Source organism: Neobacillus mesonae (assembly GCF_001636315.1).
In the GTDB taxonomy this organism is placed as follows: Bacteria; Bacillota; Bacilli; order Bacillales; family Cytobacillaceae; genus Neobacillus; species Neobacillus mesonae.
Genome location: NZ_KV440949.1, coordinates 2350440 through 2364081, shown reverse-complemented (window position 1 = coordinate 2364081; position 13642 = coordinate 2350440). Strand labels below are relative to the sequence as shown.

Below are 13642 nucleotides of genomic sequence, written 5' to 3'. Positions count from 1 at the left end.
GGTTGATGAAGACCATTTTGGATGAAAAACCAAAGAGAAATGTCCTTCATAAGGATGATGAAGACCATTTTGGATGAAAATCTGAAGAGAAATGTCCTTCATAAGGATGATGAAGACCATTTTGAATGAAAATCTGAAGAGAAATGTCCTTCATAAGGGAGATGAAGACCATTTTGGATGAAAATCTGAAGAGAAAAGTCCTTCATAAGGGAGATGAAGACCATTTTGGATGAAAAGCCAAAGAGAAATGTCCTTCATAGGGTTGATGAAGACCATTTTGGATGAAAAGCCGAGGAGAAAAGTCCTTCATAAGGTTGATGAAGACCATTTTGAATGAAAAGCCGAAGAGAAAAGTCCTTCATAAGGGAGATGAAGACCATTTTGAAAGAAAAGCCAAAGAGAAATGTCCTTCATAAGGATGATGAAGACCATTTTAAACGAAAAACCAGTAACAAATGTCTTTCATTAAAGCCGGTGAAAGACGATTTACATGAAATCCAAAAAAATTTGTCTTTCATAGCCTCGTAACCTACAACACCTCATCCTCAGAGATCTCAAGCTTGTCCAATCTCTCCTCCATAACCGCAATATCATCACCAAAGATCTCCATAATGACCTCTTCCAGACCGTACACCAAAACCCGGTCTCCCTCTTGCAGCCGAGTATCATAAATATTTTTCCTAATCACCACATTCCCGCGTTTAACGAACAGAACAACCAGCTCCAGCCCGTCATGCTCGGCAATAGCTTGGTTCAGAGTTTGCCCGGCCAGCGAAGAGTCTTGAAAAATATGCAGGTTGACCAAGGCGTCGTGTTTATTTTTCAAAAAAACCTCCCGTACCGGAAGATCGGCTAGTTCAATTTGATGGGTGATTTTTCGCTGAAAAAAAGCTCCAAGCATCCGCTGCATGCGGTTTATCCTTAAAACACCCCAAACCAGCATAACCAAAGCGGCGCCAAGCAATATTTCCCGCAGTCCGAGGCCGCGCGACAAAAATTGGCTGATCGACGAAATGATCACCGCCAGGGAGAAGACGCCGAATAGAATTAGAAACGCGGCGAGCTTACGGCGGATGGGGTGGCCGAGGATTAGCTCGGATTCCCCGGTCGTGAAGCCGGTTGCCGTCATCATCGAAATGACTTGGAACCGGGAAACATCTCGTTTTAATCCTGTTAACCGAAATAAAATCACAAAGATTTCTATCACCGCGAAAATGATGACGAAATAGATGAATAGGAAGAGTATCATGGTTCACCTCAAAAAAAGGGGGGCCATCGCCCGCCCAAGATTACTGCATTTTTTCGTTATAAAATTTAACCGAATACATCGCACCCTCGTCGACCATTTTGTTGTCTTCAACATCGTGCGGGTGGGGATGGCCGCCTTTTTCAATCGGAAGCTTCTCACTTTTTTCATAGACAGTCGGTATGACTTTTCGCTTTAAATCTCGTAGGAAGGTTTCGGCTTTGATGCGGTTTGGTTTATTCGATAACCATACTGCCGATGCCCCGACACCTACAGCCAATAAAGAACCCATACTTAAAACACGTTTCATATTGAATTCCTCCTTTATCCTATTTGTTCTATGCATACCCTCTAAAACAAACCGTCAAACATTAAACAGGTTTCAATAGTCGCGTTTAGGGGGATTTATTTTAGAAAAAAGGAGTGATCAGGTTGGAGGAATATATCGGTGAGAAACAGTGGAAATGGGTGCAGCTTTGTGAAAATGAGGCGGGCGGGGATCGGATTCCGATAACGGTCTACGACTGGCTTGAGGAGGTCCGGCAGCATCAAACAAATTGCTTGCGGGTGAGCGGCTTGGAGAAGGTTGTAAAAGGTTCGCTGGTTTATAAGCAGAGTCTGAACAAGGAACAGGATTTCAAAATTTTCCATTTTTACCTGACGAAGGGGATGCTGGTGACCGTTGACCTCGATTTGACGGAGCTTTCGCTGTCAGATTTGGACGAGCTGCATCATCGGCTGGAGAGGACGGATAATGCCGTTGAGGGCTTTTTACTGTTACTGGGGGAATTGATGAATGAGCTACTGGTGGAAATTGATCAATATGAGGTGGCACTCCGAAAGCTGATTTGGGGTGTGAAAAAGCGGAATGAAACGGGGATTCTGGAGCTTGTGTATCAGCGGAGGCATGAGCTTTTGGTATGGAAAAATTTGTTGATTCCGATGAAAGAAGTCAGCATGGGAATAGAAGAAATTGGCCTTCATGAGGCTAGCAAGGTCTTTGCCACCACGAGTCAGCGGATTGGACGTGCATTCGCACTTTTGAACGAGTATGAACATGAGGTGGACGCGATGATAAAGCTTGAGGAGATCATTTCCTCCCACCGCGGTAACGAAATTATGAAAACTTTAACCGTCATCACGACGATTTTCACCCCAATCATGGCGTTCGGGGCACTGTGGGGCATGAACTTCAAGAACATGCCCGAGCTCAAATGGCATTATGGCTATATTTTATCCATTATTCTCATCATCATCTCCACACTGCTGCTTTACGGATACTTAAAAATCAAAGGCTGGACAGGCGACCTGTTAAAAGGAAAAAAGAAAGGGTCTTTTTTTGAATAATATGGAATTTGGTGTCAGGCACCATGTGAATTTTTCACATGGTGCCTGACACCAAATTGATGAGTCTTTTGAATACATATTAATTTTTAAAAAGTAGTTTTAAAACGAGGCCACGTGGTACAACATGACCAAGGTTAGAACAAGCTGACCTGACTTCAATATCTAGTTTGAAATAGAAGGAAGGTGTGTGGAAGTATGTGGGCTGCTGGTCCGGATACCTTGTAAACAACAGGCATTTGTCAGCAATCTTACAACTACAAGGAGGAATGGAACATGGCAAAAAATGATGTAGATGAGCAGGATATGGAACAAGCAGGATACAATGGTGACGAAGCGGTTTTTCAAAGGCAGGGTAAGCAAAGTGAAAGGGAAGGCGCTTCTTTAAATAGTGATAGAGAGTTACGGAAGAATGATGGTCAGAGTGGTAGTGATGACCGTCAGATGCAGAGAGAAGAAGGCAGAATGAAACAGGACGGGCAGCGGCAGGAGGACTGCGGCTGTGGAGACGATCAAGGTAAGGCCATGAAAGGTGCTGCTGATCAACAACAGGAAGCGGATTTGCTGGGGCTTGATTTAGATATCCAAGAGGATGGCGGCCGGCGCATTTTAGAGGGGTCGTCGATAGACGAGTACCGTGAACGCCAGTTGAAAGGCGGACAGGGTGAAATTCCTGAAGAACGGCCGTATGGAAAGCAGCGTTTTGGCGGCTGATCAGCTTACCATTCTGAACAATAGTGCTTTTAAAGGAACAAAAGAGGTAAAACAGAAGAATGGCGTGTGAACTAGTTACAGTTTACACGCCATTCTTATTTTGCTTTCAATAAGTTTAGTTCCGATACCAGTCCGCTTTCTCCATATGAACAAAAGGAATATCTGTGTCAACCCCGCCCTCAATTCGTTTAATCGGGAGGTCTTCGCCATTCAGCCATTTGGAAAAATCAAACTTGCTCGGCACCTGGTCGCCGCCAAGAGCAAACCAGACTTCCAATTCTTGTGGAAAATAGGCCGCGGTATGGATGGTTCCTGCCCAGCTTCCGTATAGATTAGAAAAAACACCTTGATCGGTGGCATTTAAAAGCTGGTATGCCTCGCTGCCACTCAAACCTTGATTCTCTTCGATTATATCTAGTCTTTTTTGAGAATCATCCAGCTTGTGGCGGTTCTCCTCCGTCATAACCTGGAAATGATTGGTACAGGAATAACCATGCCGAACTTCCACTCTTCTTGGCGACGTCTCCACAATATAGGGTGTCTCGCATCGTTGATCAAACAAAACATAGCTGAAGGAACCGCGATGGGGAATTTCTTTTAGCAGATCAACAGCTTCCTCGGTAGTTGCACACAGTTCGAGGAGAAGCCGGCCGATCATATGGCAGATAAAGCCGTCACCCGGACGTTTCCGATTCATAAAGGTATAGCCCATTGCGAGACCTTTTTCGTTTAAACCGTCACAGCGCCCAGTGATTTTCTGGCTCGGACCTATAGTCGCATATCCTCCGTCCGTCGGCTGGTAAATCGTGAACCGTCCGTCATAGGTTTTCGGGTGATAATCATAATTTCGGATCATATAATTTTCACCAACATAAATCGAGCAGCCGGAAGGACGAATATTTAGCCGATATCCGCCGAATTCCAGCAAAACCCGTTCCATCGGCCATTGTAGTGCATCCTGCAGCCCCAAAAACTCCTCCCAAATAGGCGGTGCCAACCGCTGGAAAATTTGTTTCGTCTCTTCTATATCAATTTTAAAAAGCGGTTTTCGTACCTTCCATTGCCGTTCCCGGTTTTTGACCAAAGTGGAATCCTTAAGCAGTTCTCCTTGTTTTATGCCGAAATGATAGTGGGTACCACGGAATTGAATGACCTCTGCGAAAATCTTTTTCATGCTGGGACCTCCGTTCACTGCTTTACTTTTATTATAAATAGTTTTTGATAGGTACTCCAGAAGAGGGGATTTTTTGTATGCTAGTAATGTGTGGATTTAGAACATTATGTTAAAATGGATGTAGTGGTGAAAATGCCAATTTACTTATTTGTTTAAAGCAAAAAGAGCCAAAAGAATCGCTCTTTTGACTGTAATTAATGAATGAATGAGGCTCTTAAATTAGTAACACCATGTTCCAAATAGCCCTTTAAGCAGGATAGCATATAAACCCAGCCGCCTTTTTGATCAACTATTTTGTTAATTAATTCTGGATCGTTTTCATTAAAACCTGATTCAATCACTTCAATGATTGTACTTTTATCATCCAGATCTTTTAGTGTCATTGTCACTTCCGTTTCTCCCCAGGAGAATACAATTTTCTTATTTTTCGTGATCTCTAATACGTTTATAACACCTTCCGCTTCGTATTCATCGTATCTTAGTGTAATCGACTTGCCCTGTTCCCATCTTTCAGAACTGGAAGAGAACCAGAAATCCCCGATTTTTTTCGGGTCTACAATGGCTTCAAATACCTCATTAGCTGGTTTGAGTATTTTAAATTTCGTGGTTATGTTCATGATAAAATCACTCTCCTATATTGTATAATTTCTTTTTTTTATTAAAAAAATCCTCTTATTTTCTTCATCAATTAATACCTAGTAAAATCCCATTCAGGGGGAAATAATTTGTTTGGAGGATGAGTATGAAAAATAGGAAAGAGAAAAGAGGATACGGCTTTTTTAAAGATACTTTTTTTGAAATCATATTTGAAGTGATTTGGAATATTGTAATGTTTATCCCAAGATTGTTGATTCGGATTATAAAGGAAATTTGGTGAAGTGATGGTATGAAGCACAAGAACTAGGAGTCCACGTGCTTCATGGTAACAGTTTCTTAAGGATGCGAAGTCCTTTGTCCAGTTCATTGGCATCTTTGGGGGAGGTTAGGGAGATGCGAATGAATTGCAGGGATTCGTCTTTTTTGACTAGGAAGCGGTGGGAATGATAGACATGAATGCCTTGTGTAAGGGCATGCTCCTCAAATGATTTAAGACCCCATTCCTTGCGCAGCGGGAGCCAGCGAAAAAAGCTGAGCGGGTTTTCGCTTGGATTCCCCATTTGAAAATAACTTTGAAAAAGCTGATTCCGTTCTTTCGAAATTTCTCTTTTTTCCTTTATGAGTTGGTCAGCCGCTCCGGAATTGATTAATTCTGTTATGACTTCTGCGTTTAACGCAGAAGTTTTTACGTTAACGTTAAAAATCCCATAGGTAATTTTTTCAGCAAACGGATTGGCAAAAGCGGTAAAGGCGACCCTCATGCCGGAACTCAGGGACTTGGCGATGCTAAGGATATATACAAACTTGTCCGGGACAAAGTGTGAGATAGGCAAACAATCTTGCGGAGCCAGGAAAGAGTATACATCATCTTCTATTAAAATAAGCCCATGCTTGTTAATGATTTGTGCTATTTCCTTCCTGCGATTCATATTCATGGTGATGGCAGTAGGATTATGGCACGATGGAATTAAATAAATCCCCTGCAATTTATTTGTGCTGCAGACGGCATCTAACCTTTCAGGCAGCATACCAGACTCATCCCCATCAATCGGGATTAATTGGATATTTAAGAACTTAGCCAGCTCAATAAAGTTAGGATACGTATAGGTGTCTACGGCAATTTTATCCCCTGGATGAAATAAGGTCGTCAAAACCAATGTAAACGAATTTTGCCCGCCTGATGTGATGGCGATATTTTCAATCGGCACCTCCATGTTAAAGCGCTGCATCCACTTCTTGGCGGCCATTCGATGATAGGGCATCCCCAATGGATGTCGGTAATCCAGCAAACTTTCCAGATAATCCTTTTCGGCAATGTTTTTAACAGCTTGCGTAACCAATGTGTTTGTATGGTCAAGTGGATTGATAATCCCCATCTCGATAGAATTTTTATTTTCATCACTGTCAGCCATGAAAATAGCATTTCGCACATTAGGCGTCACAAAGGTTCCTCTTCCGGTTACTGCATAAATTAACCCTTTTACTTCGCAAATTTTAAACGCTCTTGTCACGGTGCTAAGGTTAATATCAAGATAATCCGCTAATTCCCGTTGAGGCGGAAGTTTTGTATTCGGTGCAAGATAGCCGTTGAGAATGTCATATTCTAGTAGGCTTGCGATGGACCGATACAATGGAGGGGTAAGCTGTTTTTTATCAGGCTTCCATGACATAGGGTAATTTTCAAATGAGTTTACGGGCATATGTACCGCTCCTAAAAATTGTCTTGCATACAATTATACCATTGAAGCCATACAATGATGGTGATAAAGTATAAATTATACAAATTGTTTGAATTATGGAGGAAGAGGATGAACATAAGTAATAACGTTCTTTTACGGGAGGAAAGCAGCTTCCTGGCCGGGGCGCGGGATTGTCTGCCGACTGTATTAGGATACTTAAGTATTGGATTTGCGGCAGGTGTCGTGGAAAAAACAGCAGGATTATCGTTTGTAGAAATCGGCTTGATGTCCTTGCTTTTATACGCTGGTTCGGGTCAATTTATTGCGGCAGCAATGATTGCGGCGGGGAGCCCGGCTTTCGCCATTATCTTTACGATTTTCTTCGTGAACCTTCGCCATCTTCTTATGAGTGCGGCCATATCACCGTATTTTCGTCATCTTACTCCGTCTAAGAATATATTAATTGGGTCTTTACTAACGGATGAGACATTTGGTGTTGCCATGAATGCGGCCGCAGGTAAGACAATGATCAGTGAAAAATGGATGCACGGTCTCAATCTTACGGCGTATTTAAACTGGTTTATCGCCAATATGGCGGGGGCGTATTTCGGAGCATGGATTGCTGATCCGGAAAAATTCGGTCTTGATTTTGCCTTGCCGGGAATGTTTATTGGACTTCTTGTCCTGCAGATGGCCGCCCGGAAAAAAATTATGAGAGATATTATTGTTGCCTTAAGTGCGGTTGCCATTGTGGTAGTAGTAAGTATGCTGACATCCGGCAGCGTGGGCGTAATTGTCGCGACTGTTGTGGCTTCAACCATAGGAATGGCGGTGGAGAAATGGAAGTAAGATGGTCAATTTTTCTAATCATTTTCGGTATGGCCCTGGTTACCTTCATTCCGCGAGTGCTGCCAATTGCCGTCTTGAGCCGTGTTGAGCTGCCAGACTGGGCAATGCGCTGGCTAAATTACGTTCCAATTGCCGTTATGGCCGCTTTAGTTGGACAGGAATTAATATTGCCAAATGGAAAACTTGCACCATTGTGGCAAAACCTTGAGCTATTCGCCGCGCTGCCGGCTTTCATTGTGGCGATTGTCACCCGCAGCTTGCTAGGAACCGTGGTCGTGGGAATTATCGCGATGATGGTATTGCGGATGGTTTTTTAAAAATTGGTCCTTTATATGTTGATAGGTTTATAGACTTAGGCCATAGAAATGCGGCAGCTTATAGAGTTGCGGTATTTCTATGGCTTTTTAATTGGGCATACTCTCTTATAGTTGAAAGAAAACTTGGTTGAAGGAGCGGAGGCTATTCGCCCTTTTTAAAATTAACAAAAAATTTACTGAAAATTAACGAGGGTTTTGGGTGATTAACAGGTATGATGAATAGGTAGAATTGATTAGGAGGAAATACATATGAGCGAGCATATTATTGCTTTGATAATGGGAATCGTTGAAGGGTTAACCGAATATCTGCCCATTTCATCCACAGGACATCTCATATTAGCTGGACATTTATTAGGGTTCGAAGGGGATCGAGCGAAGACATTTGAAGTGGTCATTCAATTAGGTTCCATACTAGCGATTGTCGTTTTATATTGGAAAAGATTTTTTTCACTATTAGACTTTAAAAGCCTAAATATAAAGGAAAACAACGGGAAGAGACTCAATCTTCTCCATGTATTTTTAGGCGTTCTTCCAGCAGTTATTGTTGGCTTCGTATTACATGATTTTATAAAAAATGTCCTGTTCTCAACCACGGTTGTTTTGGTTGGGTTAGTCGTCGGCGCCTTTTTATTAATTTATGCGGACAAAAGGAATACAACGGTTACGGCAAACACCATTGATCAATTATCCTATAAACAAGCATTATATATTGGTTTGTTCCAATGCTTGGCTGTTTGGCCTGGATTCTCAAGAGCCGGTTCTACCATTTCTGGAGGATTATTAGTAGGCGCAAGCCAAAAAACAGCTGCTGAATTTTCCTTTATTCTAGCCTTACCCATTATGGTGGGAGCGACAGGTTTAGATGTATTGAAAAATATGGATGCAATAACTTCCGGAGATATCACTACTTTTGTGATCGGGTTTGTAACAGCCTTTGTCGTAGCATTGTTCGCCTGTATTGGATTCCTAAAATTACTGGACAAAGTAAGGCTTTCAACATTCGCGTATTATCGTATTCTTCTTGCCATCGTGTTTGCATTTATTATTCTTTAATTTAAACTAAAAAGACCCCAGTTCCCAGTGGGGTCTAATTTATTGGGGAAAATTACCGCTTTAAAGTCCGTGCTTCATCTCCTGCCATTCATTTTCTAAAATACTCATTTCCCATTGGCTCCAGTATTCATCACCGTTTTTACTCGAATCTCTGAGTAATCCCTCTTTGATGAATCCGGCTTTTTCGTAGCAGGTGATGGCAGAGGTGTTGAAGTCAAATACGCCTAGGCTGACACGGTGCAGGTGGAGTTCCTCAAAGGCAATTTTTAGGATTTCGTTAATCATTTGCTGCCCGATTCCTTTGCCGCGTACACTTTGGTCGCCGATTAACACTTTTCCGATTCTGGCCGATTTGTGTTTTTGGTCGATTCTTCCTAAAGAAATATGGCCAATAACCTTTCCCGTTTCGCTTTCTATTACTTTATAAATCATGGCTTCTGCGTTTTCGCTATTGGCATTCTCGATGTATTTTTCCAACTGACTTTCCGTTAAAGGGTATTCAAAAGTAGGACCTGACCATTGAAGCATGAATTGAGGGGAATCAATCCAATCAATCAGTTGTTTGAAATCTGAGCGGTCAAAATATTTTAGTTCAATCATTGAAAAATCGCCTCCAATTATTTTGAGCAGTTTCAACTTCGCTTTAATAGTGACACAATTTCCTGATTAAAAGGGAATCTGCCGCTCTTCACAAAATCCTGCAGCCTTTCTAAAGCCAATAGAGCTTCTTGCTTTAATTCCGGTGGATATTGATATTTCAAACTGTTGGATTCAAATTCATCTTCGTCGACCACTTCCCAATCCTGGTTTCTCTTTTTTATATAATCCAGGTCCAAATCGACAAATTGTAGTTCATTATTTTTTAACACAGAAGGCATGGCAACATTGCAATAACCAGAAACGAGCGCACTGTCTTCAACTTCCAGCGCGGCGGTAAACCATTCCTTGAATGAAAAATACTCTATAGAGGTATTAGGTATAGTGAAAACCTTCTTTTTTGTATGGTGAACTAATTTCCGCCCATATTTGCAATGGACAATGATATAATCAGGCGTTTTTTGCAGGATGGTTCCTTCCCACTCATAATGAGGGATATCGGGAAACTTTAAGGCTTTGATTGTCAGCGTGTTGTTCAAGGTGATCCTCCTAAAATGAAACTTCTTCATTTATTTCGCTTTACGATAATTAATTTCCTTTTATTTTTTAAAAAAGGAAATGGCCATAGCTTAACGAATCTTTATATTATTGAATTACCAATGGAAAAGAACTTGAGACTGAGGGAAATGTATTCAACGGGATATAATGACAGATGAAAGAGATTTTTACAGAAAAAAAAGAGGTGATTTTAATATGACAACGTCCAAAAAGACCTTAAGAACTTGCGAGAAAGGACATAAGTTTTATAAAAGCAGTGATTGTCCAACCTGTCCGACGTGCGAGCAGGAACGCAAACCGGAAAGCGGATTTCTTTCATTGCTTTCGGCACCGGCAAGACGCGCATTGGAGAACAAGGGGATTACCACTTTAGAGGATCTGGCGATATATAGTGAAAAAGAAATTTTGCAATTTCACGGCATGGGGCAGGCGTCACTGCCGAAGCTTCGGGCAGCGTTGGAGGAAAAGGGGCTATCATTTAGAAACTAAAACGGAATCTTCCTTTTATAGGGGGTTTTTTTTATTTAGGATGAGGAAAATTTCGCTATTATATAAGGAGTTTTTAAAAGCTTTATATGGACGATTTCAATGAACACATTTAGAAAGAGAATTGCTAAAAAGGTGCCCATAGAGGGTTTCAATGAACACATTTAGAAGGGAAATTGCTAAAAAAGTGCACATAGAGGGTTCCAATGAACACATTAAATAGAAAAAGCCCCAGCGGCGTGCACATAGAAAATCCCAACGTGCACGCCTATGTATTATATAAACACCTTATCCGGTTATTTCCCCTTATCCTTCAACGTTTTTAATATATCTTTTAATGTAGTATGGATATTGGTCAAACTAATTAATATAACTCCGAGCATCACAAATGTGACAATTTCTCCTGTGAAAATCGAAACAATTGCCAGCACCACAAAATATAACGTGTAAAGCGAATTTTTCACTTTCTCAAGCCCCCAACCATTCATTTAGTGAAGTATTCTTTTTAAAAAAAGCCATCATAAAATATTTCATCATCAGATAACCGATTACTGCGCCGGCAGAATTGAGAATAAGGTCATCAACGTCAATAGAGCGGTAGTTTAGTTGGATCATCCGTCCAATAAGGAATTGCAACATTTCAATCGATAATGAGGAACCAATCCCCAGCAACAATAAAGTTTTAAAACGCAGCTTGAACAACAGCGGCAAATAGATTCCTAAAGGAAATAATAAGAACAGATTTCCGCCTAATTGTCTGATTAATTGATACCAGTTTGCTGTTCTAATATGTAAGGATGCTGTTTCGATGATGGATTTGAACGGTATAAAATTATTATTGGAAAAATAACTATTCCCCCTAAGAACAGATAACAAATGAGAACCTACTGGTATGGGGAAAAGAGTAAGTCCTATAACAACAGAAATATAGATAAAAAAGGTAGCAAATAGAAATATCCGCCACAGGCTTAATTCCTTTTTTCCAAAAAACCTTCTGCATAATTGAACAATGACATAAACTAAACTTGCAATAAATCCAAGCAAATAGGCGAGTGAAGAGTTTAACAGCATAAAGTCCATCCTTTTACTCCTTTTCTATATTATAACATTTTTAGGAAATAGAAGATTCTAAATAAAAGCCTGTATCATCCGCTGATACAGACTTTTATTTGCACTAAATCCATTGCCCCGCTTGGTATAATAATCATTTTCATTGAACAAATTAAAAAAAACGTTGGAGGACTTTATCGGATGTTAAAAAATATAATTAGAACCGTTTTAGTGTTATGTTCCATTTTGGCGGCCTGGCAGCTTCCAAAGAAATCGTTCATTAAATATTTGCCAGTGACCTTATTTTCATCTACCGTGGTTATGATCGAGATTTTCTATTTTACTGTTCACAAGCTTTGGAAAGTAAAGGGCGGACCAGCTGCGATGATGTGTCATGTGCTGGTTTTAATTGCAGGACCATACTTTTTCGCAAATTTATGGGCGTTCCATTTGTCGAAGGGGAAATTTTTCTTATATTCCTTAATCAATATCGTCGCCGATTACATATATGCGTTTCCGATCCTCGCTTTTTTTAGAAAAATAAACTTCTTTAAAATTAAGGTTAGCCAAACCATGTTTTTTGCCCTTCTTGTTACAAATGCCTTTATCAATTACGCCTTTCAGAAGTTTTATGAAAAAATTACTTTTCAAAATGAACCCGCGGGCTGACTGCTTAAAGTTGGCTCTTTTTTTGTGAATGAAAAGAAGGAAACTAATATTGATAAGCGAATAAGTATTTAAAAATGTTTCTGTTAATCGAAGGATATAAGGGAGAGAGTGAATGTGTTAATCAAGCCGAAGAAATTTCAGCCGGGCGATTGTGTAGCGACGGTAAGTCCTTCCTGGGGCGGGGCAGGTGACCCTGAGCTTAGATGGCGTTATGAGCAAGGAGTAAAGAGACTGGAAGAGGTTTTTGGGTTGAAGGTTGTCCCGATGCCCAATAGTTTGAAGGGCGGAGAGTATCTTTATAACAATCCCCAGGCTCGTGCGGAGGATTTGATGACGGCGTTTAGCGATGAAAGGATTAAGGGAATCTTTGCTAATATTGGCGGGGAGGAAAGTATTCGCTTACTTCTTTATATTGATTTTGATGTAATCCGCAAAAATCCGAAAATTTTTATGGGGTACTCCGATGTGACTATTTCTCATTTATTTTGTCATAAAGCGGGGGTTTCTTCCTTTTACGGTCCGGCGATTTTAACTGATTTTGCTGAAAACGTGGAGATGGATCCGTATACGATTGAAATGGTGAAGCGGACGCTTTTTTCCACTGAGGCTATTGGCGAAATTCAACCGGTTAAAGAATGGACGAGTGAGCGTTTGGAGTGGATTGAAGCGAATAAAGATAAACGTCGGAAGATGCGGCCGAACACGGGATATGAACTGCTTCAAGGATCAGGTATAGCCCAAGGGCGTTTGATTGGCGGATGTATCGAAGTGCTGGAGTTTGTGAAAGGAACGGAACTTTGGCCTGAGAAAAAATATTGGGAAAATAGCATTCTTTTCTTTGAAACATCTGAGGATAAGCCAGATCCCACGTATATTCGGTATTGGCTGCGTAATTATGCGGCCCAAGGAATTCTGCAGAAAACGAAGGGAATTATTTTTGGTAAGCCGCAAGATGAGATGTATTACGAAGAATATAAACATGAAATCTTGAAGGTGATGAAGGAATACTCTTTAGAGGACCTGCCGATTCTTTATAATTTGAATTTCGGCCACACCGAACCAAAGTTTATTTTGCCGTATGGGGCAATGGCAGAAATTGATTGTACAAAGGTGACATTTTCAATTCTCGAAAGCGGGGTGGAATAGCTTTTATATCTGCCTATACTAAATAAAAGGGGCCTAGTTAAAGGGTGTCAGGCACTATGTGAAAAATTCACATGGTGCCTGACACCCTTTTTAGGTAAGAATGGGGGATTAATCGTTCACAGTATTGACACATTTACTCAATTCTGTTAACGTTAGATAGTTA

Annotated in this window: 18 protein-coding genes; 9 read left to right on the top strand and 9 right to left on the bottom strand. The window is 40.9% G+C overall.

The genetic code is table 11. From position 1 onward, the window contains the following. Positions 1–529: 529 nt before the first annotated feature. Both A6749_RS11170 and A6749_RS11165 read right to left on the bottom strand, forming a co-directional pair. The gene (locus A6749_RS11170; protein WP_066389451.1) at positions 530–1249 is read right to left on the bottom strand and encodes a TrkA C-terminal domain-containing protein; all 720 of its coding nucleotides are present in this window, start codon (positions 1247–1249) and stop codon (positions 530–532) included. Positions 1250–1289: 40 nt separating this feature from the next. Further along, positions 1290–1556 carry a hypothetical protein gene (locus A6749_RS11165; protein WP_066389449.1) on the bottom strand — a complete coding sequence of 89 codons (267 nt, stop codon included), beginning with the start codon at positions 1554–1556 and terminating at the stop codon, positions 1290–1292. Between the two features lie 122 nt (positions 1557–1678). On the opposite strand from A6749_RS11165, the gene A6749_RS11160 reads away from it, so the two are divergent. Together A6749_RS11160 and A6749_RS11155 are read left to right on the top strand one after the other, a co-directional pair. Continuing rightward, complete coding sequence (locus A6749_RS11160) at positions 1679–2593, top strand: magnesium transporter CorA family protein (protein WP_066389447.1); 915 nt, start codon at positions 1679–1681, stop codon at positions 2591–2593. A gap of 273 nt (positions 2594–2866) precedes the next feature. After that, positions 2867–3304 (top strand): hypothetical protein, encoded by a 438-nt coding sequence (locus A6749_RS11155; RefSeq protein ID WP_066389445.1) that lies wholly within the window; start codon positions 2867–2869, stop codon positions 3302–3304. 115 nt (positions 3305–3419) lie between these two features. On the opposite strand, the gene A6749_RS11150 is transcribed toward A6749_RS11155, so the two are convergent. Beyond that, a complete protein-coding gene (locus A6749_RS11150; protein ID WP_066389443.1) occupies positions 3420–4478 on the bottom strand; it encodes a C45 family autoproteolytic acyltransferase/hydolase in 1059 nt (352 codons plus the stop codon). A gap of 194 nt (positions 4479–4672) precedes the next feature. Next, on the bottom strand, positions 4673–5095 hold the full coding sequence (locus A6749_RS11145; protein ID WP_066389441.1) for an SRPBCC family protein: 423 nt from the start codon (positions 5093–5095) through the stop codon (positions 4673–4675). Between the two features lie 125 nt (positions 5096–5220). Here A6749_RS11145 and A6749_RS29145 point away from each other — a divergent pair, with 125 nt between their 5' ends. After that, positions 5221–5355 carry a hypothetical protein gene (locus A6749_RS29145; RefSeq protein ID WP_269085695.1) on the top strand — a complete coding sequence of 45 codons (135 nt, stop codon included), beginning with the start codon at positions 5221–5223 and terminating at the stop codon, positions 5353–5355. A 40-nt stretch (positions 5356–5395) separates the two neighbouring features. On the opposite strand, the gene A6749_RS11140 is transcribed toward A6749_RS29145, so the two are convergent. Further along, positions 5396–6775 carry an aminotransferase-like domain-containing protein gene (locus A6749_RS11140; RefSeq protein WP_066389435.1) on the bottom strand — a complete coding sequence of 460 codons (1380 nt, stop codon included), beginning with the start codon at positions 6773–6775 and terminating at the stop codon, positions 5396–5398. Positions 6776–6883: 108 nt separating this feature from the next. Here A6749_RS11140 and A6749_RS11135 point away from each other — a divergent pair, with 108 nt between their 5' ends. From A6749_RS11135 to bacA, 3 genes are all read left to right on the top strand, one after another. Continuing rightward, on the top strand, positions 6884–7603 hold the full coding sequence (locus A6749_RS11135; RefSeq protein ID WP_066389434.1) for an AzlC family ABC transporter permease: 720 nt from the start codon (positions 6884–6886) through the stop codon (positions 7601–7603). Continuing rightward, on the top strand, positions 7594–7920 hold the full coding sequence (locus tag A6749_RS11130; RefSeq protein WP_066389433.1) for an AzlD domain-containing protein: 327 nt from the start codon (positions 7594–7596) through the stop codon (positions 7918–7920). The genes A6749_RS11135 and A6749_RS11130 overlap by 10 nt, the downstream gene beginning before the upstream one ends. A 249-nt stretch (positions 7921–8169) precedes the next feature. Continuing rightward, entirely contained in the window at positions 8170–8973 is an 804-nt protein-coding gene (bacA, locus tag A6749_RS11125; protein ID WP_066389432.1) for an undecaprenyl-diphosphate phosphatase, read from the top strand. 60 nt (positions 8974–9033) lie between these two features. Here bacA and A6749_RS11120 read toward each other — a convergent pair whose 3' ends face one another. Together A6749_RS11120 and A6749_RS11115 are read right to left on the bottom strand one after the other, a co-directional pair. After that, positions 9034–9573, bottom strand: coding sequence for a GNAT family N-acetyltransferase (locus tag A6749_RS11120; protein ID WP_066389430.1), 540 nt, complete (start codon positions 9571–9573; stop codon positions 9034–9036). A gap of 32 nt (positions 9574–9605) precedes the next feature. After that, a complete protein-coding gene (locus A6749_RS11115) occupies positions 9606–10109 on the bottom strand; it encodes a DUF402 domain-containing protein (protein WP_066389425.1) in 504 nt (167 codons plus the stop codon). Between the two features lie 214 nt (positions 10110–10323). On the opposite strand from A6749_RS11115, the gene A6749_RS11110 reads away from it, so the two are divergent. Continuing rightward, positions 10324–10617 carry an RNA polymerase alpha subunit C-terminal domain-containing protein gene (locus A6749_RS11110; protein ID WP_066389423.1) on the top strand — a complete coding sequence of 98 codons (294 nt, stop codon included), beginning with the start codon at positions 10324–10326 and terminating at the stop codon, positions 10615–10617. 293 nt (positions 10618–10910) lie between these two features. Here the strand turns inward: A6749_RS11110 and A6749_RS11105 are convergent, their stop codons facing one another. Then, positions 10911–11102, bottom strand: a complete 192-nt coding sequence (locus A6749_RS11105; protein ID WP_066389421.1) for a hypothetical protein — start codon at positions 11100–11102, stop codon at positions 10911–10913. After that, complete coding sequence (locus A6749_RS11100) at positions 11083–11694, bottom strand: VanZ family protein (RefSeq protein ID WP_066389419.1); 612 nt, start codon at positions 11692–11694, stop codon at positions 11083–11085. Before A6749_RS11100 ends, A6749_RS11105 begins: the two co-directional genes overlap by 20 nt. A gap of 171 nt (positions 11695–11865) precedes the next feature. On the opposite strand from A6749_RS11100, the gene A6749_RS11095 reads away from it, so the two are divergent. Together A6749_RS11095 and A6749_RS11090 are read left to right on the top strand one after the other, a co-directional pair. After that, positions 11866–12333: a hypothetical protein gene (locus tag A6749_RS11095; protein WP_066389418.1), complete on the top strand. Its 468-nt coding sequence runs from the start codon at positions 11866–11868 to the stop codon at positions 12331–12333. A gap of 114 nt (positions 12334–12447) precedes the next feature. Beyond that, a complete protein-coding gene (locus A6749_RS11090; protein ID WP_066389412.1) occupies positions 12448–13479 on the top strand; it encodes a S66 family peptidase in 1032 nt (343 codons plus the stop codon). The last annotated feature ends 163 nt before the right edge of the window (positions 13480–13642 follow it).